Genomic DNA, 19,223 nt, shown 5'->3' with positions numbered 1-19,223 from the left:
AAGATAAAGTTTCAGATTAGTAATACAAAATAAAAAATCCTGCTTTTAGCAGGATTTAAATATTATTGACAAGAATTACTTAAGTGTTTTCTTTTTGTAATTGCTGGGCGGTTTCCATTACAATCAGGAATATCATTAAAATTGTAATATCCATTTATCTTTTGAATTGCTGGAAGAACATCAAAAAGTTCGTTTTTAGTAAGTTTTCCATCATTATCATCATCAAAATCAGCATAATCAGGTTTTCCATCTCCATCAGTATCTAGTGGAGTGCCTGATGCGGGTCCACCATATTCATCTTTCGATAAAATTTTATCACCGTCATGATCTTTATATCTTACATTCATTAATTTAAAAGAAAAGATAATAGGTGTGTACGAGCCAATTGCACCTCCGCCAGTTCCGCTAAAATAAGCTAAACCTGATGGCACAAACATTACACCAGCTCCAAAATTGTTATAAGTAATTGTTCCATCAGGATTTATAGTTTGTCCATTAGAAGATTTAAATTCTGGGAAAACTTCTTGCCAACCTTGAATTACCTCTTGTAATTGAAACCAAGTAGGACTTGAAGCAGCATCAAAACTAGACAAATCTGTTTTATATCCTTTATATGAAGTAAAAACAGAATCTAATCTTGTAGGATTGGAGCCCATTCCTTCATTAAGTTTTAAATAATATAATTTATGATCTACGCCTTCTTTTGAAATAGTTTTGAATTTTAAAGGTTTTGCTGGATTGTTTTGACTTGCAGAAGTATCTAAAGCATCAAAAATTGGTGTTCCTGGTGTAGTAGCTGTAATTTTAGTGAAAGAAACGTTATAGCTAGCATCAACAGTAATGTAGTGAGATTCCATAAAATCTTCAATTTCAGCAATATCTTCATTATAAACCTCTAAATAAGGTCTTGATTGTATTGGTGGGGTTTCATCATCTGCAGGACATCCTACCACAACAAATATAAAAGGTAATAAAAGTAATAATCTTAAAGATAATTTCATTTTGGAAAAATTTAATTTAAAAAAGTGGTCGCAAGATACGATTTTCATTTATTTTTGTACAAATATTAACATTCATTTTTGAATTTTATGCGAATTGATAAATATTTATGGTGCATCAGATACTTTAAAACAAGAGGTTTGGCAGCAGAAGCCATAAAAAAAGGACATGTTTCAGTAAATAATGTAAAAGCAAAAGCATCTAGAGATGTATTTCCTTTAGACAAAATTACGCTTAGAAGAGACCAAATAAACTATATCATTAAAGTTTTAGACATTCCACCAAGTAGAGTTGCAGCAAAAATTGTAGATTTATACAGAAAAGATGAAACGCCACCAGAATCATTCGAACATTTAGAACTGATTAAACTTTCGAAAGAGCATTATAGAGCTAAAGGTGAAGGAAGACCAACAAAAAAAGACCGAAGAGATATTGACGATTATACAGAATAAATGATGTTGTTAAATAAAGAATATTGGGAAGAAAGATACGAATCAGCAACTACAAATTGGGATATTGGAGAAGTGTCTACTCCATTAAAAGCATATATTGACCAATTAAAAGATAAAAATATTCGTATTTTAATTCCAGGAGCTGGAAATGCATATGAATTGGATTATTTAATTGAAAAGGGATTTCAAAATGTCTTCGTAATAGATTATGCAAAACACCCTTTAGATGCTATAATTAGTAGAAATAAAACATTAGAAAAACATGTAATTCTCGATGATTTTTTTAATCACAGTGGTTCGTATGATTTAATATTAGAACAGACTTTCTTTTGTGCCTTACAACCAAATTTAAGACCAAATTATGTTGTGAAAATGTATGATTTATTATCCGAAAAAGGAAAAATTTCTGGATTATTATTTAATTTCCCATTAACCGAAGAAGGTCCGCCTTTTGGGGGAAGTCAAGAGGAATATGTGAATTTATTTTCTAATACGTTTTTGATTAAAACATTAGAACTTGCATATAATTCTATAAAACCTCGTGCAAATAAAGAATTGTTTTTTACATTTGAAAAAAAATAAAACCATGCAACACATTATTTTATCTCACAAAGAAATAGAACATAAAACAAAACGTATTGCGTATCAAGTATACGAAACATTTGCTAACGATTCTGAATTGGTTATTGCAGGAATTTCAAATAGTGGTTTTGTATTTGCTCAAAAAATTGCCAAACAACTAGAATCAATAAGTGATATTAAAATTACTATTTGTGAAGTAAATATTAACAAGCAAAAGCCTTCTGATACGATTACCACATCATTACCAGAAGAAGCTTATGCTAATAAAAACTTAGTTTTGGTAGATGATGTGTTAAATTCTGGCGCGACCTTAATTTACGCTATTAAACATTTTCTAAACGTTCCTTTAAATAAATTTAAAACAGCAGTTTTAATTGATAGAAATCATAAAAAATACCCCGTAAAAGCAGATTTCAAAGGATTATCATTGTCTACTTCTTTACAGGAACACGTACAAGTAGTTTTTGAAGAACAAAATTCTTATGTGTATTTAAGCTAATTTAGAAATAATTTCTGAAGCAATTTCCTGTTCGTTTTTATTGTCAACAGTAATAATTGTTTGAACTTGGTTGTAAAAATAATTGCGCTCAAATAAATGTTTTGCTAAAAATTCTATTAATTCTTCATCTTTTAAATTAGCTACTATTGGTCGTGTATTTTTTTGTGTTTTCAAACGTTCAATTATAGTGGTTACAGATGTTTTCAAATAAAAACTCTTTATTTCCGCTTTCTGATACAAATTAAAATTATCATAATAACAAGGTGTCCCGCCACCTAAGGCTAAAACATAATTATCTGTATTATTTAAAAATGCTTCCAAAACTTCTCTTTCGTTTTTTCTAAAGAAAAGTTCCCCTTTTTGTTCAAAAATTTCATTAATTGTTGTTTTTAATTCTTGTTCAATAATAAAATCTAAATCATAAAAAGGCAATTGTAACGACTCTGAAAGTATTTTTCCAATAGTAGTTTTTCCCGAAGCCATATAGCCAATTAGAATTATTTTCATATTTATTTTGAAATTTTACGGTATAAAAGTATAATATTTTAATGAATTTTTAATTATTAAATTAACCAAAAAGACAACAAACTCTTCTTAATTAAGGGGTTATAAATAAAATACAAAAAAATATTAAATTATTATATAAAAGCTATTGTGAAATAAATAAATCATCATATATTTGCACCCGCAATGAAGAAATAGTTTTTTAGACTCTGTAGCTCAGCTGGTAGAGCATTACACTTTTAATGTAGGGGTCCTGGGTTCGAATCCCAGCGGGGTCACAAAAATATTTCAAAACATACAAAATTATAACTTCATTGCTACGACTCTGTAGCTCAGCTGGTAGAGCATTACACTTTTAATGTAGGGGTCCTGGGTTCGAATCCCAGCGGGGTCACAAAAAGAAGTTAAGCATCAGCTTAGCTTCTTTTTTATTTAAGGCCATGTGGAGGAATTGGTAGACTCGCCATCTTGAGGGGGTGGTGCTGCAAGGCGTATGGGTTCGAATCCCATTTTGGTCACTTTAAAATCTTGCTTTTGCAAGATTTTTTTTCTTTTTATTGCAATTGTTTCTATTTTTTATGTATTTTTGTTTAAACTTTTTAGGTAAAAAATGAACAACATAAAATCTACATTCAGTATTAAAGACTTGGAAAACCTTTCAGGTATTAAAGCGCATACTATTCGTATATGGGAAAAAAGGTACAATTTACTTGAGCCCATGCGTACGGATACTAATATTAGATTGTATGATTTAAAAAACCTACAAAAGCTTTTAAATGTAGTTTTGTTAACTAATTTTGGGTATAAGATTTCTAAAATCTCAAAACTAAATCAAACAGAAATTGAAAAGTTTGTAGTTAAAATTCAAACTCAAAAAACAGTAAATAATCATGTTTTAAGCAATTTTAAAATGGCGATGTTAAATTTCGACCAGCCGCTTTTTGTTAAAACGTACAATGATTTACTTAGTGAAAAAAGTTTTAGTGCCGTATTTTTCGAAACATTTATACCTCTTTTAGAGGAAATAGGCGTTTTATGGACAACGAATACTATATCTCCAGCTCACGAACATTTTATTTCTCATTTAATAAAACAAAAAATATTAATTGAAATTGAGAAATATCAAATAAAACAAAATAGCGTTTCGGATCAAACCTACATTTTATACTTACCTTTTAATGAAATTCATGATTTAGGTCTTTTGTTTCTTCATCACGAAATCGTTACAAAAGGACATCATTCAGTATATTTAGGAAGAAGTTTACCTATTGAAAATTTATTGGAATTAAACAATCATTTCAAAAAAATAACCTATATCACCTATTTAACTGTAGAGCCAAATGAAAGTGAAATAGAAAATTATATTCAAACTTTTAAGAATACGATATTAAAGAACAATTCTAATGAGTTGTTAATTTTTGGAAGAAAAGCTCAAACTTTAGACAATTCTAAACTACCTGAAAACATTAGATCTATAGAAAACTTAAAAGATTTCTTGTATACACTATAATATTACATTAAAATACTAATTACACATATATGCCACAAATAATACATATTATAGGATCTGGATTTTCATCATTAGCTGCAGCTTGTTATTTAGCTAAAGAAGGAAATAAGGTAACAGTATTTGAAAAAAACACAAATTTAGGTGGGCGTGCCCAACAATTTTCTGCTGACGGTTTTACTTTTGATATGGGACCTTCCTGGTATTGGATGCCCGATGTATTTGAAAGTTTTTTTGCAGATTTTAATAAAAAACCTTCTGATTACTATAGTTTAGAAAAATTATCTCCAGGATATAGAGTGTTTTTTGAAGACAATACGCATTTTGATGTTTCGGATGATTTAAATACTATTATTTCCGATTTCGAAAAATTAGAAAAAGGAAGCGGTAAAAAATTAAGTGAATTTATAGACAACGCTAAAAAAAATTACGATATAGCCATTAAAGATTTAGTATACAGACCTGGCGAAAGTATTTTTGAATTAGTTACACCTCAAACCGCACTTAAAATCGACCAATTTTTTTCAAACATAAAAAGAGATGTTCGTAAAAAAATAAAAAATAAAAATTTACAACAAATTTTAGAATTTCCTGTATTGTTTTTAGGTGCAAAACCATCAGATACACCATCATTTTATAGTTTTATGAATTATGCGGATTTTGGTTTAGGAACGTGGCAACCAAAAAATGGTTTTTTTGATGTAGTCCAAGCTATGGTTCAGTTAGGAAAAGAATTAGGTGTTACTTATAAAACAAATTCAAACATAACTAAGATAATTGTAGAAAACAATCGAGCTTGTGGGATTGAAATAAACAATGAAATTTTAAAAGCAGATGTAGTACTTTCGGGAGCAGATTACCATCATACGGAAACTTTATTACCAATTAATAACAGACAATATTCTGAAGCGTATTGGGATAAAAAAACTTTTGCACCTTCTTCGCTATTATTTTATGTAGGTTTTGATAAAAAATTAGAAAATGTATGTCATCATAATTTATTTTTTGATTCGGATTTTGAGAAACATGCTGTTGAAATTTACGACAATCCAGAATGGCCTTCAGAACCTTTATTTTATGCTAATTTTACTTCTTTAACAAATAAAGAAACCGCTCCAGAGGGTTGTGAAAATGGCTTTTTTTTAATCCCAATTGCGCCAGATTTAGAAGATACTGAAGACTTAAGAGAAATCTATTTTGAAAAAATAATGAGTCGATTTGAACACATTACGAAACAAAGTGTTAGAAAAAACATTATCTTTAAAAAATCTTTTTGCGTAAAAGACTTTAAATCAGAGTATAACTCCTACAAAGGAAATGCTTACGGGATGGCTAATACATTATTACAAACCGCTGTTTTACGTCCGAAATTGAAAAGTAAAAAAGTTAAAAATTTATATTTTACGGGACAATTAACTGTTCCTGGACCTGGCGTTCCTCCTGCATTAATATCAGGAAAGTTAGTTTCACAATTAATAAAAAAATACCAATAATATGAAGGCATTATTTGATACCGTTTCTTTCGCATGTAGCGTTAAAGTCACCAAAGCGTACAGTACTTCTTTTTCATCTGCAGTGAAAATGCTTGCGCCATCAATTAGACAAGATATTTATAATATCTATGGATTTGTTCGTTTTGCTGATGAAATTGTAGATAGTTTTCATGATTACAACAAAGAAGTTTTGTTTGAAAAATTTGAAAACGAATTAGAAGATGCTATTCAGAATAAAATTAGTTTAAATCCTATTTTAAACTCGTTCCAACATACTGTTAATAAGCACAATATTAGTCAAGATTTGATTGCTGCTTTCATGAAAAGTATGAAACTTGATTTAGTAAAACAAGAATACAAAACCACTGAAGAATATCACGAATACATATACGGAAGTGCAGATGTTGTGGGATTAATGTGCTTAATGGTTTTTGTAAATGGCGATGAAAAAAGGTACGAAGAGTTAAAAGCATCTGCTATGAAATTAGGTTCTGCTTTTCAGAAAGTGAATTTTTTGAGAGATTTAAAAGCTGATTTTGAAGGTTTAAATCGTACTTATTTTCCAAATACCGATTTAAATAAGCTAACAGAAACTTCAAAAAAAGAAATTATTGAAGATATTGAAGCTGATTTTAAAATGGCATACGAAGGAATTTTACGTTTACCTATTGAAGCTAAATTTGGCGTTTACACCGCGTACAGATATTACAAACGATTATTGAAAAGATTGAAAACGACACCTTCAACAGAAATAAAAAACACACGGATTAGAGTTCCTGATTATGAAAAAGCCGAACTTTTAGCGCGTTGTTATGTAAAATATAGATTAAATTTACTTTAATTTTAAACTATTAAAAAGTAATTTTCAAACATTAAAACTTTAAATTAAAAAATTATGTGGTTGTATATAGTAGTGTTTCTTATAACATTTTTTATGATGGAATTTATGGCGTGGTTTACACATAAATTTATAATGCACGGATTCCTTTGGAGTTTACATGCAGACCATCACAAAAAAGACCACGATTCGTGGTTTGAAAGAAATGATGCGTTCTTTATATTTTACGCTGTAGTAAGTATGACCTTTTTCTTTTTGTGGCAAAATGGAATTTTAGCAATCGGATTGGCAATTGGACTTGGGATTTTTGCTTATGGATTAACCTATTTCTTAGTACACGATATATTTATTCACCAACGATTTAAATTATTTAGAAACGCAAATAACAAATATGCTCGTGCGTTAAGACGTGCACACAAAATGCACCATAAACATATTGGAAAACATCAAGGCGAATGTTTTGGAATGTTATTATTTCCGTTTAAACATTACAAAAACGCATAAAAAAAGCTCCTGTTGGAGCTTTTTTTATGTATATTCTATATCTATTTTTCAATTTCTTGTAAGCTTTCCATTTTTTTGTAAGCCAAGAATCCTTTGATATCTTCAAAATGTTCTTTAACGCGTTTGTTTCCAAATTCGAACACTTTTGTTGCCAAACCATCTAAAAAGTCACGGTCGTGTGAAACTAAAATTAATGTGCCATCAAAATCGCGTAAAGCATCTTTAATAATATCCTTGGTTTTCATATCTAAATGATTGGTTGGCTCATCCAGAATTAAAACATTCACAGGTTCTAATAATAATTTTATCATTGCCAAACGTGTTTTTTCTCCTCCAGAAAGCACTTTTACTTTCTTTTGAATATCGTCACCTTTAAACATAAAAGCACCTAATAAATCTTTAATTTTCGTACGAACATCGCCTACCGCAATTTGGTCTATTGTTTCAAAAATTGTCATTTCTCCATCTAATAAAGAAGCCTGATTTTGAGCAAAATAACCAATCTGAGAATTATGGCCTACTTCTAACTTACCTTCAAACTCAATTTCTTTCATTATGGCTTTTATCATTGTAGATTTTCCTTCACCATTTTTTCCAACAAAAGCTACTTTCTGCCCTCTTTCAATAACCATATTCGCATCTTTAAATACAACGTGGTCGCCGTATTTTTTTGATAATTCTTCTACTACCACTGGATATTGTCCAGAACGTGGCGATGGTGGAAATTTCAACTTTAATGCCGAAGTATCGACCTCATCGACTTCAATTGGTACAATTTTTTCTAACATTCTAACACGAGATTGTACCGCATCTGTTTTAGAAAATGTACCACGAAAACGATCTATAAATGCTTGATTATCTGCGATGAATTTTTGTTGTTCGTCAAATGCTTTTTGTTGGTGAATTCTTCTGTCTTTTCGCAATTCTAAATATTCAGAGTATACGGCTTTGTAATCGTAAATTCGACCCATCGTAACTTCGATAGTACGATTAGTAATATTGTCTACAAATGTTTTATCGTGGGAAATTACCATTACCGCTTTTGCAGAATTAATTAAAAAATCTTCCAACCATTGAATACTTTCAATATCCATATGATTGGTTGGCTCATCTAACAAAATTAAATCTGGTTTTTTTAATAAAATTTTCGCCAATTCAATTCGCATTCTCCAACCTCCAGAAAATTCTTTCGTTAATCGAGTAAAATCTTCTCTTTCAAAACCCAAACCTTTTAGAACTTTTTCTACCTCTGCCTCATAATTGACTTCTTCAATGGCATAAAATTTTTCAGAAAGTTCAGAAACGCGTTCAATTAATTTCATATACGCATCACTTTCATAATCTGTTCTAACTGTTAATTGCTCATTAATATCGTCAATTTCTTTTTTCATATTAAGCACCTCAGCAAAAGCTTTAGAAGCTTCTTCCATTACCGTACAATTGTCTGAAGTTAATAAATGCTGAGGTAAATAAGCTATTACCGCATCACTTGGAGCAGAAATACTACCTCGTGTGGCTTTGCTTTCGCCTGCAACAATTTTTAATAAGGTGGATTTTCCTGCGCCATTTTTACCCATAAGGGCAATTTTATCATTTTCATTAATGGCGAAAGTTACTTCGCTAAAAAGAGTGGTTCCGCCAAATTCAACGGCGATATCATTAACTGTAATCATTTTATTTTAAGGTAAAAGGTTCTGGGTAATGGGTTAAAGTATTTGTAAATTATATAAAACTATACACTATTTACTAATCACTAAAATTACATATTCATTTTAAAATCTTCTATTGCGTCTCTCACTTTCATAAAATCATCTTCTTCAATAAACAATTCAATTATTTTATTTGTTCCGGAATTTTGTTTGTTTTCTCGTTGTGTTACAAATACATTACCCGATTCTATTACTGTTTGTAATTTTTGTGCAATTGTTTCTTTTCCAGAAAAAATTTTAATAAGTCCCATATTTATATGTTTGGATTTTTGAGGTGCAAATATAGTCTATTTGAATAATTTTAGCCAAAATTGGAAGATTAATAAATTATTGGGCTACATTTTATGATTAATAATTGGTAAAACCAGATTTAGATAGGTTGAACTTCAATAAAAGAAGTTATATTTACAAAACGAATAATGCGAAGTAATTAGAAAATTCAAAAAATTATGGCGAAAAGTCAAGACGCAAAAAAAGTACAAAAAAAAGAACCTTTAAAAACCGCTAAGGAAAAAAAAGAAGAAAAACGCGATAAAAAAAACAATCCAAAAAGAGATTAAACAAACAAGTCCTGAATTAGTAATAATTGAGGATTTTTTTATTCGTAACTTTTAGTACTTTTACAAAAAAAATTGAATGAGCTATTCTGAACAAATAAATGCTATTTACGAACACCTAAAAACCAGTTTATCTAATGGGACTTTCGCAAAGTTAACCTTAGGGAAAACGATTGGAAAAACGGAATTAACAAATGTATATTTTCGTACGATTGTAGATAATGATACTTTAAAATTCAATGTAACGTTTAGATATTTATCCGAAGAAATTATAGAAATAAAACCTATTGAAGATGTAATACTGCTTTTAAATCAATACCTAAACAATCCGTTTTTAACTGTAATTTTATTTACAACTGAAAAAGATATTCTAATAAAACTTAACAAAAAAAGAATTGCCACCATTACAGAAATGGACAATACGTTTAAAAATGCAGATCCTGTATTATTAGATTTCTTAAAAAAATAAACCCGTATTTTTTACAACTCGTCAGGGAAAATTTTCCCAGGATTTAAAATATTATTAGGGTCAAAAACAGCTTTTATTCTTTCCATAAGTTCTAAATGACCTTTGTTAAAAGCAATATCCATATAGTTTTTTTGTACCAATCCGATACCGTGTTCTCCAGACAAAGTGCCTTTTAGCGAGACTGTTAACTCAAAAATTTCTCGAATTCCTTTTGGTACTTCATTTTTCCAATTGCTATCAGTCATTGTGCCTTTGATAATATTTACGTGTAAATTTCCATCACCAGCGTGTCCATAACACACCGATTGAAATCCGTATTTTGAACCAATTTCCTTAATTCCTTTCAATAATTTTGGTAACTCATATCTTGGTACAACCGTATCCTCTTCTTTATAAATAGAATTTGCCTTTACAGCTTCAGCCACACCTCTTCGCATTTTCCATAGGGCGTTTTTCTGATCTTCTGTATCTGCAAACAACACTTCATCGATTTCAAATCGTTCTACTACTTCCAATATTTTTTCTGCTTCTTGCATTAAAATTTCTGGGTAATTACCATCTACTTCAATTAATAAATGGGCTTGATGCTCTGGTTTTACCTCTACAGAAATACCATCTAAATGGGCAACCGACCAATCTATGGCATCTCGTTCCATAAATTCTAATGCACTCGGCACTATACCAGCTCTAAATATAGCAGAAACCGCTTCACAAGCTTGTTCAGCCTTATAAAATGGAACCAACAGCAATACGTTATGTGTGTTTTTCGGAATTAGTTTTAAAACAATTTTGGTTACAATCCCTAAAGTACCTTCGCTTCCAACCATCAATTGGGTAAGGTTATAACCTGTGGAATTTTTTAACGTATTGGCACCTGTCCAAATAATAGCACCTGATGGCAAAACCACTTCTAAATTCAATACATAATCTTTGGTAACACCGTATTTTACAGCACGTGCGCCACCCGCATTTTCGGCAACATTACCGCCTATCCAACAACTACCCATACTACTTGGATCAACAGGGTAAAACAATCCTTTTTCAGCTACTGCTTCTCGTAATACTTGAGTAATTACCGCTGGTTCGGTTGTGACTTGCAAATTATTTTCGTCTATTTCAATAATTTTATTTAGTCGCTCTAACGACAAACCAATGCCTCCAAAAATAGATAAGGCACCACCACTTAATCCGGTTCTTGCACCAATTGGCGTAGTTGGAATTTTATATTGATTGGCTACTTTTAAAATTTCGGAAATTTCTTGTGCATTGGCTGGTTTAAGAACTACTTGCGGTGGAAAAGATAAATCTTCCGTTTCGTCGTGACCAAAATGCAAAAGCGTTTCAGCATCTGTAAAAATATAATTTTCGCCTACAATAGCGGTTAATTTTTGAAAAGCTTCGGTATTGAAATTCATAATTTTATATTTTATTACTACTAAATTTCGAAAGTATCGAATAGTAAATAGTTTTTTGTTTTTGCAATTAATTTGGCTTCTTTTGAAAACGAATGCCTTAGCCCTGATAGGAGCGGTATCCTTTTTATTTAAGTTTCCTGAGGCACTCGAAGGAAACTTAAATAAAAAGATTTAGCGGATAGCAGGAATGGCTTCATTTAAAAAAAATTATTACTTTTACACAAAGCAATTTTAATTGAGTAAAAATAATAAAATATCTGCACTTTCCGAAAAAGACGGAATAATTAAACCTGAAATAGTAAGTTCTCAGGTAGCAAAGCACATTCAAGCGTTTAGAAAGCAAGAAGTTAGTGCGGCTGAGCTGATTGAAAAAATTATTTTAGGCGACAAAGTAGCTTTAAGTAGAGCTATTACCTTAATTGAAAGCACCAACCCTATACATTTTGAAAAAGCGAACGAAGTCATAAATGGTTGTTTGCCTTATGCCAATAAATCGGTTCGAATTGGTATTACAGGTGTGCCTGGCGTAGGAAAAAGTACTTTTATAGAAGCGTTTGGAAAACACCTTACCAACATTGGAAAAAAAGTTGCGGTTTTAGCTATTGATCCAAGTAGCACATTGAGTCACGGAAGTATTTTGGGAGACAAAACCCGAATGGAAGAATTGGTAAAAGATGAAGATGCCTATATTCGACCAAGCGCTTCTGGTGAAAGTTTAGGTGGAGTAGCCAGAAAAACTCGCGAAGCCATAATTTTATGTGAGGCCTGTGGTTTTGACACGATTATTATAGAAACCGTAGGTGTTGGACAAAGTGAAACTGCCGTGCACAGTATGGTAGATTTCTTTTTACTTTTAAAAATTTCGGGGGCTGGCGATGAGCTACAAGGTATTAAGCGAGGTATTATGGAAATGGCAGATGCAGTAGTAATAAACAAAGCTGATGGCGACAACATACAAAAAGCAAAAATGGCGCAAATAGAATTTAACAGAGCGTTGCATTTGTTTCCAATGAAAGATTCAGGATGGCAACCTAAAGTAACCACTTGCAGCTCGCTTACATTAGATGGTATTACAGAAGTGTATGCGATTATTTTAGACTATATTTCTCAAACTACTCAATCTGGTTATTTTAATTCCAACCGGGAAGCACAAAACCAATATTGGATGATGGAAACAATAAACGAACAACTGAAAAATAGCTTTTATCAGCATCCAGAAATAATAAAACAATTGAAAACCGTAAAAAAACAAGTACTACAACACGAAATTTCTCCTTTTGTGGGTGCGAAATACTTATTGGAGCTTTTTAAGAAATGATAGTATAAATTTTTATACCTTATTTTATAAATTACAAAACAAACAAACTTTAACATTTTTATATGCAAAATATTGAAACCGTATTACAATTAGAAGACGAAATAGCTATTATTGAAGCTGTTGGTACTCATATTTGGGATAAAAAACAAAAAACAGATTTAAACCACGCCGAAAAAACATTTGTACTTATAGATATTTTTGAAGCTGCGATGAATGAAGGCGGTTTGCAGTATTTCTTTAATAATGAAAGTGGCGATTTTGCTACAGAAATTATCCAAGCATATAAAGAAATTGAAGCGCCTAAAACAGCTACATTACTGACAAAAGCTTTTCAATTATTTACAGTAAAATATACCGAAGACACCGCAAAAAGACAAGAAGTTATAGCCAAACTTGATGAAAAAATTATCTCAGGTTGGGAAGACTTAGATGAAATTTTCTTTACAGAAGAAGAGGAAGATGTTGTAGTATTAATTGTTGCTTTTATTCGAAAAAATAAATCGAAATTTCTTAATGAATTCGTGTAACACGATACCGTTTCTGTCGTCTTACCTATAAATTAAATACGTAATACTATTGGAAACTATATTAAAAATCACCAATCTTCATAAAAAATACGGCAAAGTTCACGCGGTAAACAATGTTTCTATTGAAATTAAAAAAGGAAATGTATATGGAATTTTAGGACCAAATGGTTCTGGAAAATCAACTACATTGGGCATTGTGTTAAACGTAGTAAACAAAACATCTGGCGATTTTCAATGGTTTGATGGAGCACATTCTACACACGAAGCCCTAAAAAAAGTGGGTGCCATTATTGAACGTCCCAATTTTTACCCCTATATGTCAGCGGAAGACAATTTGAAATTAGTCTGTAAAATAAAAAACATTCCCTTTACAAAAGTCACCGAAAAATTAGAATTAGTAGGTCTTTTAGAAAGAAAAGACAGCAAATTTAAAACGTTTTCTTTAGGAATGAAGCAGCGTTTGGCTATTGCCTCTGCCCTATTAAACGATCCAGAAATTTTAATTTTAGATGAACCTACAAATGGTTTAGATCCACAAGGAATTAGACAAATTAGAGATTTAATCCGAATTATTGCCAATCAGGGTACAACAATTCTTTTAGCGTCTCACTTATTAGACGAAGTAGAAAAAGTATGCTCACACGTTATTGTAATAAGAAATGGCGTTACTTTATACCAAGGAACGGTTGACGGAATTACAGCAAATGAAGGATTTTTTGAGTTAGAATCAGATAATTTAGCTCAATTAAAAACGGCGCTACAATCATTTCCACAAATTGAAAAAATTGAAGAAGAGGATTCGAAAGTATTGGTGTATTTAAATGCTAATTTAGATGCAGCAGAATTAAATTCGCACTTATTTAAACAAAATATTACGCTTTCACATTTAGTGAAACGAAAAAACAGTTTAGAAGAGCAATTTTTAGAATTAACGAAACATTAATTTTGTTGCCTGAGGTTCTCGAAGGCAACAAAATTAATTCAACAATTGCCTTCGAGAGCCTCAGGCAACTTTCAAACTAAATAAACTAAAAAAAATGAAAAGACTACTCTCTATAGAATTACAAAAAATTTGGCAAAACAAAGCTAGCAGAATATTAACCATAGTCTATTTTTTATCGCTTTCGTTATTAGCTACGGTAGCTTTAATTGAATTTGATTTTGGTGTGTTTAAATTTGAAGCTGCAAAAAGTGGATTTTTTAACTTTCCATATATTTGGCATTTTACCACGTTTATTGCTTCTTGGTTAAAAATATTTTTGGCTGTAATTATTGTTTCAATGATTGCTAATGAATACAGTTACGGCACATTAAAACAAAACTTAATTGATGGAATGTCCAAAAAAGAGTTCTTACTATCAAAAGTGTATACTATATTATTATTCTCATTCGTTTCAACAATTTTAGTTTTTGTAATTAGTTTAATTTTAGGTTTAAAATATTCTTCCTTTACAGAAATAGGCATTATTTTTTCGGATTTAGAATATTTGTTTGCTTACTTTTTAAAACACGTTGCGTTTTTCTCTTTCTGTTTGTTTCTTGCCTTATTAATTAAACGATCTGCTTTTACATTAGGATTTATTTTTGTTTGGTTTTTAGGCGAAAATATTGGACACGCCATTTTAAAATATGAAATTTTAGGGTATACACATTTAGATAAAGATACTATTGTGATTGATTGGGTTAAAGATATTTTACCTTTAGAATCTATGTCTAACTTAATTGTAGAGCCATTTACAAGACTAAACTTTATTAAATCTGTGACAACTTCAGTGGGTGCCACTATAGAGAAAAATTATGCCGTAGAGCCTATAAGTATTGTAATAGTACTATTTTGGACTTGTTTATTCTTATTATTATCTTTTTACATCCTTAAAAAACGAGATTTATAGTATCTTTGCTGATGCTATGAGAAAAATAATATTTATATTTTTTGGCGTTTTATTTAACGTTGGCGTTTCGCAAAACATAACTGTAAATCAAACCTTTACAGCACAACAGCTAATTGAAAACATTTTAGTCAATAGTGGTTGCGTATCTGTAAGTAACTTTTCTGCAACTGGTGGAAATTTTAGTGCGGGTGAAATGAGTTTTGGGTATTTCAATGCTAATGGTTCTGTATTTCCTTTTCAAGAAGGTATTGTTTTAAGTACTGGAAAATTAAGTTCCGTAATTGGACCTAATACAAATTTTTCTGATTCAGGCATTGGAATGAGTTGGAATGGAGACACCGATTTAAATACTGCATTAAGTCTATCTAACACGTTTAATGCTACTGTATTAGAATTCGATTTTATACCGAATGCAAATACAGTTAGTTTTGATTATATTTTTGCATCCGAACAATATCTTTTGAATCCAGCTTCAAACCAGTGCAATTATACTGATGGTTTTGCTTTTTTACTCAAAGAAGCTACTGCCTCTACGTATCAAAACTTAGCGTTAATTCCAAACACAACTATTCCTGTGCGAGTGAATACGGTTCGAGGAAGCGGAACTATTTGTCCTGCTGCGAATGAAGCATATTTTGATGCATTTAATTCAGGCAATTACCCAACTACTTATGATGGGCAAACTAAAATTTTAACGGCACAAGCAGCAGTAATACCTGGAACTTTATATCATATAAAATTAGTAATTGCCGATGAAGGAAATGCCCGATTTGATTCTGGGATTTTCTTAAAAGCTGGAAGTTTTATATCAGAAAAAGACTTAGGGCCTAATCGATTACTTTTATCAGGAAATTCCTTATGCCCTAACGAAACGTTAATTTTAAATGCTACACAAGTTGGAGCTACAAATTATAAATGGTTCAAAAATGGAAATCAAGTTGGGACAAATAGTGCCACTTATGATGTAACATCAGCAGGAACCTATACGGTAGAAATAAATGTCAATACTACTTGCGTTATTACAGGCTCAATTGAAATAGAATATGCGCCTAACATAACAACATCAACTACCAGTTTTACAGCTTGTGATACGAATTCTGATGGATTTGCCGACTTTGATTTGAACGCCATTAAAACACAAATTTTTAACAACTTACCTAATAATTATAGTGTAGCATTATTTGATTCTCCCTCAGGAACAACTGCTTTACCAGCAAACTTCACGAATACTACACCAAATCAACAAATTATTTATGCAAGAATAGTTTCGCTTGAAAATTGCTATTCTAACATTCCAATAACGCTAAACGTATTATCATCTGGTGGTATTTTAGCAACCGAATTAATAAATATTTGCAATAATTCAACAACTACAATCAGTGCTCCAACTGGCTTTTCTACTTATAGTTGGAACACTTTACCTGTTCAGAATTCGCAAACAATTTCTATTTCAAATGAAGGAAATTATATTGTGACGTTAACAAGTGCGAATGGATGCACAAATACAAAAACATATACTGTAATTAATTCTGAACTTGCTACTATTACAAGTATTGAAGTAAATGATTTTGAAGAAAATTTAACGGCTTTAATTACTATTACGGGAAATGGAAATTATACTTATTCAATTGACAATGTAAATTTTCAAAACACACCCTTTTTTAACTTGCCTGAACCTGGAGAATACCGTATTTATGTAAAAGAAGAACAATGCGGAACAATTTCTGATACTTTTTTCGCAATTTCCTATCCAAAATTTTTCACCCCTAATGGAGATACTTTTAACGATATCTGGCAAATTAAAAATTTAGATAAAAAAGGGTTAGAAAACAGTAAAATTTTTATTTTTGATAGATTTGGAAAACTCATAAAAGAAATTAACAAAACCAACACCAGTTGGGACGGCACTTTCGATAATCAAAAGCTTCCTTCAACAGATTATTGGTTTGTTATAGAAGTTTCAAACGGTAAAATTATAAAAGGACATTTTAGTTTAAAACGATGATAAAAAACATATTTTTAGTTCTACTTGGAGGCGGAATTGGCAGCGTAGTCAGATATTTACTTAGTTATTTTTTAACCAGAAACAGTACAACTCAGTTTCCCTGGGCTACTTTCATTGCAAATGGTTTAGGCTGTTTGTTAATTGGATTACTTTTTGGATATATTCAGAAAAATAATGTACAAAATGAAACGTTGAAACTTTTACTAATAACTGGGTTTTGTGGTGGTTTTACTACTTTTTCAACATTTAGTTTAGAAAACATTCAATTTATTCAAAATCAAAATTATAACTTAGCGCTTTTATACACAATATCATCGATTTTTATTGGTTTTTTAGGTGTACTAATTGGTTTTAAACTATTCAACTAATGCAACATATAAACGAAAGTCAAATTTCTGAAATAAAACAACTCTTAGCAACTCCAAAAAAAATTGCTATCATTCCGCATAGAAATGTAGATGGTGACGCAATGGGTTCTACGCTTGGGTTATATCATATTTTAAAACAATTAAATCACCAAATTACGGTTGTTGTACCCAATGAAATTCCAGATTATTTACAATGGATTCCAGGTACAAATGACGCAACACTAATTTTTGAAGGTGCACATACAGATAAAGCAACTTCTGTTTTAAAAGAAGCAGAACTAATTTTTACGTTAGATTTTAATGCATTTCATCGTACAGGTGAGCAAATGGAAACGGTTTTAAAAACGGTTTCTGCTACATTTTTTATGATTGACCACCACGAGAAACCTGATACCTATGCAAAATATATGTTTTCAGATATTGAGTATAGTTCCACTTGCCAAATGGTGTATGAATTCATCCAAAAATTAGGACTTGGCGACTTCATAAATTTAGATGCAGCTACGTGCTTATATACAGGAATCGCAACAGATTCTGGTGGGTTTCGATTTCCAAGAACTACCGGAAACTTGCATCGTATTGTAGCCAATTTAATTGATATCGGCGTGAATAATTCGCAAATTCACGTAAATTTATACGATAATGGCGATTATAATAAACTACAAATTTTAGGAAAAGCGCTTTCAAATATGAAAGTGTTACCCGAATACAAAACCAGTTATATTGCACTTTCGCAACAAGAACAAAACGAACTACAAGTTAAAAAAGGCGATACAGAAGGTATTGTAAATTATGGCTTAACTATTAAAAATATAGATTTTACAGCCTTTTTTACAGAAGTTGCTGAAGAAAAAATTATTAAAATTTCGTTTCGTTCACAAGGTGATTTTGATGTCAACCAATTTGCCAGAAATCATTTTAATGGTGGCGGACACAAAAATGCCGCTGGCGGAAAATCTTTTGATAGTTTAGAAGACACAATAACTAAATTTATTGCTATTTTAGCAGTCGAAAAAAAATAAATTAACAAAAATGAACTCATTCAAATATATTTTACTTGTTGCAACAACCATTTTCATTGCTTCGTGTTCTGAAAAGCAAGCGCGTAAACCCATTTCTCAAAATTCTGGAACTTTTATGAAAGAATCCATTGACAGAAATAAAAAGTTAAATGAACAAGAAAAAATTGCGATTACTAAAATCATTCAAAAAGATACTGCATTTATATACAATCGTTCAGAAAAAGGCTTTTGGTATGCTTATGAAAATAAAAGTACTGAAAACGTATTTCCTGTAAAAGGTGATGTAGTGAATTTTGAATATGAAATTACCGATTTATACGGAAATACTATTTATTCTGCTGAAGAATTAAAACCACAAACCTATTATGTAGACAAACAAAACATTATGAGTGGCTTAAGAAACGGTATCAAATTAATGCATAAAGGCGATAAGGTGAAATTCATTTTTCCATCACAATCTGCATACGGATATCACGGTGATGATAAAAAAATCGGAACGAATCAGCCTATTATTTGTCACGTAACGTTAAATGAAATTAAAACAGAAACCCCAGAATAATTAA

21 protein-coding genes and 3 tRNA genes are annotated in these 19,223 nt (G+C 30.8%); 19 read left to right on the top strand and 5 right to left on the bottom strand.

Translation table 11 applies throughout. From position 1 onward, the window contains the following. Window positions 1-62: 62 nt before the first annotated feature. A complete protein-coding gene (locus ACIQ16_RS07535; RefSeq protein WP_396150187.1) occupies window positions 63-1,001 on the bottom strand; it encodes an FKBP-type peptidyl-prolyl cis-trans isomerase in 939 nt (312 codons plus the stop codon). Between the two features lie 87 nt (window positions 1,002-1,088). Here ACIQ16_RS07535 and ACIQ16_RS07530 point away from each other — a divergent pair, with 87 nt between their 5' ends. The 3 genes from ACIQ16_RS07530 to ACIQ16_RS07520 are packed head-to-tail and all read left to right on the top strand — an operon-like array spanning window position 1,089 to window position 2,532. Next, window positions 1,089-1,451, top strand: a complete 363-nt coding sequence (locus ACIQ16_RS07530) for an RNA-binding S4 domain-containing protein (RefSeq protein WP_396150185.1) — start codon at window positions 1,089-1,091, stop codon at window positions 1,449-1,451. Beyond that, window positions 1,452-2,033 (top strand): SAM-dependent methyltransferase, encoded by a 582-nt coding sequence (locus tag ACIQ16_RS07525; protein WP_396150183.1) that lies wholly within the window; start codon window positions 1,452-1,454, stop codon window positions 2,031-2,033. 4 nt (window positions 2,034-2,037) lie between these two features. Beyond that, window positions 2,038-2,532: a phosphoribosyltransferase family protein gene (locus tag ACIQ16_RS07520; protein ID WP_396150181.1), complete on the top strand. Its 495-nt coding sequence runs from the start codon at window positions 2,038-2,040 to the stop codon at window positions 2,530-2,532. Here ACIQ16_RS07520 and ACIQ16_RS07515 read toward each other — a convergent pair. Beyond that, window positions 2,524-3,039, bottom strand: coding sequence for a shikimate kinase (locus ACIQ16_RS07515; protein ID WP_396150179.1), 516 nt, complete (start codon window positions 3,037-3,039; stop codon window positions 2,524-2,526). The two genes, ACIQ16_RS07520 and ACIQ16_RS07515, sit on opposite strands and share 9 nt — an antisense overlap. Window positions 3,040-3,241: 202 nt before the next feature. On the opposite strand from ACIQ16_RS07515, the gene ACIQ16_RS07510 reads away from it, so the two are divergent. From ACIQ16_RS07510 to ACIQ16_RS07480, 7 genes are all read left to right on the top strand, one after another. Then, a tRNA-Lys gene (locus ACIQ16_RS07510) sits at window positions 3,242-3,314 on the top strand. Between the two features lie 43 nt (window positions 3,315-3,357). Continuing rightward, window positions 3,358-3,430 (top strand) — tRNA-Lys (locus tag ACIQ16_RS07505). 42 nt (window positions 3,431-3,472) lie between these two features. Continuing rightward, window positions 3,473-3,554, top strand: a tRNA-Leu gene (locus tag ACIQ16_RS07500). A 92-nt stretch (window positions 3,555-3,646) separates the two neighbouring features. Beyond that, window positions 3,647-4,546: a MerR family transcriptional regulator gene (locus ACIQ16_RS07495; protein WP_396150177.1), complete on the top strand. Its 900-nt coding sequence runs from the start codon at window positions 3,647-3,649 to the stop codon at window positions 4,544-4,546. A gap of 29 nt (window positions 4,547-4,575) precedes the next feature. Beyond that, a complete protein-coding gene (locus tag ACIQ16_RS07490) occupies window positions 4,576-6,036 on the top strand; it encodes a phytoene desaturase family protein (protein ID WP_396150175.1) in 1,461 nt (486 codons plus the stop codon). 1 nt (window position 6,037) lies between these two features. Continuing rightward, window positions 6,038-6,877 carry a phytoene/squalene synthase family protein gene (locus ACIQ16_RS07485; RefSeq protein WP_396150173.1) on the top strand — a complete coding sequence of 280 codons (840 nt, stop codon included), beginning with the start codon at window positions 6,038-6,040 and terminating at the stop codon, window positions 6,875-6,877. A 54-nt stretch (window positions 6,878-6,931) separates the two neighbouring features. Next, window positions 6,932-7,378 (top strand): beta-carotene hydroxylase, encoded by a 447-nt coding sequence (locus ACIQ16_RS07480; protein WP_353076861.1) that lies wholly within the window; start codon window positions 6,932-6,934, stop codon window positions 7,376-7,378. 41 nt (window positions 7,379-7,419) lie between these two features. Here ACIQ16_RS07480 and ACIQ16_RS07475 read toward each other — a convergent pair whose 3' ends face one another. Together ACIQ16_RS07475 and ACIQ16_RS07470 are read right to left on the bottom strand one after the other, a co-directional pair. Further along, window positions 7,420-9,051, bottom strand: a complete 1,632-nt coding sequence (locus tag ACIQ16_RS07475) for an ABC-F family ATP-binding cassette domain-containing protein (protein ID WP_396150171.1) — start codon at window positions 9,049-9,051, stop codon at window positions 7,420-7,422. Between the two features lie 86 nt (window positions 9,052-9,137). After that, window positions 9,138-9,338 (bottom strand): DUF2007 domain-containing protein, encoded by a 201-nt coding sequence (locus ACIQ16_RS07470; RefSeq protein WP_353076864.1) that lies wholly within the window; start codon window positions 9,336-9,338, stop codon window positions 9,138-9,140. Window positions 9,339-9,723: 385 nt separating this feature from the next. Here ACIQ16_RS07470 and ACIQ16_RS07465 point away from each other — a divergent pair, with 385 nt between their 5' ends. Next, entirely contained in the window at window positions 9,724-10,113 is a 390-nt protein-coding gene (locus tag ACIQ16_RS07465; protein WP_396150169.1) for a hypothetical protein, read from the top strand. A gap of 11 nt (window positions 10,114-10,124) precedes the next feature. Here the strand turns inward: ACIQ16_RS07465 and ACIQ16_RS07460 are convergent, their stop codons facing one another. Then, complete coding sequence (locus ACIQ16_RS07460) at window positions 10,125-11,528, bottom strand: FAD-binding oxidoreductase (protein WP_396150167.1); 1,404 nt, start codon at window positions 11,526-11,528, stop codon at window positions 10,125-10,127. A 235-nt stretch (window positions 11,529-11,763) separates the two neighbouring features. Here ACIQ16_RS07460 and meaB point away from each other — a divergent pair, with 235 nt between their 5' ends. The 8 genes from meaB (at window position 11,764) to gldI (ending at window position 19,219) form a co-directional block, all read left to right on the top strand. Then, window positions 11,764-12,846 (top strand): methylmalonyl Co-A mutase-associated GTPase MeaB, encoded by a 1,083-nt coding sequence (gene meaB, locus ACIQ16_RS07455; protein WP_396150165.1) that lies wholly within the window; start codon window positions 11,764-11,766, stop codon window positions 12,844-12,846. Between the two features lie 62 nt (window positions 12,847-12,908). Next, entirely contained in the window at window positions 12,909-13,373 is a 465-nt protein-coding gene (locus ACIQ16_RS07450; RefSeq protein ID WP_396150163.1) for a DUF4375 domain-containing protein, read from the top strand. Between the two features lie 49 nt (window positions 13,374-13,422). Next, a complete protein-coding gene (locus tag ACIQ16_RS07445; RefSeq protein WP_396150161.1) occupies window positions 13,423-14,316 on the top strand; it encodes an ABC transporter ATP-binding protein in 894 nt (297 codons plus the stop codon). 94 nt (window positions 14,317-14,410) lie between these two features. Beyond that, window positions 14,411-15,265 (top strand): ABC transporter permease, encoded by an 855-nt coding sequence (locus ACIQ16_RS07440; protein ID WP_396150159.1) that lies wholly within the window; start codon window positions 14,411-14,413, stop codon window positions 15,263-15,265. A gap of 16 nt (window positions 15,266-15,281) precedes the next feature. Continuing rightward, the gene (locus tag ACIQ16_RS07435; RefSeq protein ID WP_396150157.1) at window positions 15,282-17,270 is read left to right on the top strand and encodes a choice-of-anchor L domain-containing protein; all 1,989 of its coding nucleotides are present in this window, start codon (window positions 15,282-15,284) and stop codon (window positions 17,268-17,270) included. Further along, the gene (crcB, locus tag ACIQ16_RS07430; protein ID WP_396150155.1) at window positions 17,267-17,638 is read left to right on the top strand and encodes a fluoride efflux transporter CrcB; all 372 of its coding nucleotides are present in this window, start codon (window positions 17,267-17,269) and stop codon (window positions 17,636-17,638) included. Before ACIQ16_RS07435 ends, crcB begins: the two co-directional genes overlap by 4 nt. 8 nt (window positions 17,639-17,646) lie before the next feature. Then, the gene (locus tag ACIQ16_RS07425) at window positions 17,647-18,660 is read left to right on the top strand and encodes a bifunctional oligoribonuclease/PAP phosphatase NrnA (protein WP_396150211.1); all 1,014 of its coding nucleotides are present in this window, start codon (window positions 17,647-17,649) and stop codon (window positions 18,658-18,660) included. A gap of 10 nt (window positions 18,661-18,670) precedes the next feature. Next, on the top strand, window positions 18,671-19,219 hold the full coding sequence (gene gldI, locus ACIQ16_RS07420; protein WP_396150153.1) for a gliding motility-associated peptidyl-prolyl isomerase GldI: 549 nt from the start codon (window positions 18,671-18,673) through the stop codon (window positions 19,217-19,219). The last annotated feature ends 4 nt before the right edge of the window (window positions 19,220-19,223 follow it).

Origin of the sequence: Flavobacterium sp. (assembly GCF_044360715.1) — a bacterium.
Classification (GTDB): domain Bacteria; phylum Bacteroidota; class Bacteroidia; order Flavobacteriales; family Flavobacteriaceae; genus Flavobacterium.
Note: the sequence above shows the minus strand (reverse complement) of the source record. Positions and strands in the feature narration are given on the sequence as shown.

Coding starts and splice junctions, on each gene's coding strand:
- ACIQ16_RS07535 (WP_396150187.1), bottom strand. CDS start 1,001: ATGAAATTATCTTTAAGATTATTACTTTTATTACCTTTTATATTTGTT.
- ACIQ16_RS07530 (WP_396150185.1), top strand. CDS start 1,089: ATGCGAATTGATAAATATTTATGGTGCATCAGATACTTTAAAACAAGA.
- ACIQ16_RS07525 (WP_396150183.1), top strand. CDS start 1,452: ATGATGTTGTTAAATAAAGAATATTGGGAAGAAAGATACGAATCAGCA.
- ACIQ16_RS07520 (WP_396150181.1), top strand. CDS start 2,038: ATGCAACACATTATTTTATCTCACAAAGAAATAGAACATAAAACAAAA.
- ACIQ16_RS07515 (WP_396150179.1), bottom strand. CDS start 3,039: ATGAAAATAATTCTAATTGGCTATATGGCTTCGGGAAAAACTACTATT.
- ACIQ16_RS07495 (WP_396150177.1), top strand. CDS start 3,647: ATGAACAACATAAAATCTACATTCAGTATTAAAGACTTGGAAAACCTT.
- ACIQ16_RS07490 (WP_396150175.1), top strand. CDS start 4,576: ATGCCACAAATAATACATATTATAGGATCTGGATTTTCATCATTAGCT.
- ACIQ16_RS07485 (WP_396150173.1), top strand. CDS start 6,038: ATGAAGGCATTATTTGATACCGTTTCTTTCGCATGTAGCGTTAAAGTC.
- ACIQ16_RS07480 (WP_353076861.1), top strand. CDS start 6,932: ATGTGGTTGTATATAGTAGTGTTTCTTATAACATTTTTTATGATGGAA.
- ACIQ16_RS07475 (WP_396150171.1), bottom strand. CDS start 9,051: ATGATTACAGTTAATGATATCGCCGTTGAATTTGGCGGAACCACTCTT.
- ACIQ16_RS07470 (WP_353076864.1), bottom strand. CDS start 9,338: ATGGGACTTATTAAAATTTTTTCTGGAAAAGAAACAATTGCACAAAAA.
- ACIQ16_RS07465 (WP_396150169.1), top strand. CDS start 9,724: ATGAGCTATTCTGAACAAATAAATGCTATTTACGAACACCTAAAAACC.
- ACIQ16_RS07460 (WP_396150167.1), bottom strand. CDS start 11,528: ATGAATTTCAATACCGAAGCTTTTCAAAAATTAACCGCTATTGTAGGC.
- ACIQ16_RS07450 (WP_396150163.1), top strand. CDS start 12,909: ATGCAAAATATTGAAACCGTATTACAATTAGAAGACGAAATAGCTATT.
- ACIQ16_RS07440 (WP_396150159.1), top strand. CDS start 14,411: ATGAAAAGACTACTCTCTATAGAATTACAAAAAATTTGGCAAAACAAA.
- ACIQ16_RS07435 (WP_396150157.1), top strand. CDS start 15,282: ATGAGAAAAATAATATTTATATTTTTTGGCGTTTTATTTAACGTTGGC.
- crcB (WP_396150155.1), top strand. CDS start 17,267: ATGATAAAAAACATATTTTTAGTTCTACTTGGAGGCGGAATTGGCAGC.
- gldI (WP_396150153.1), top strand. CDS start 18,671: ATGAACTCATTCAAATATATTTTACTTGTTGCAACAACCATTTTCATT.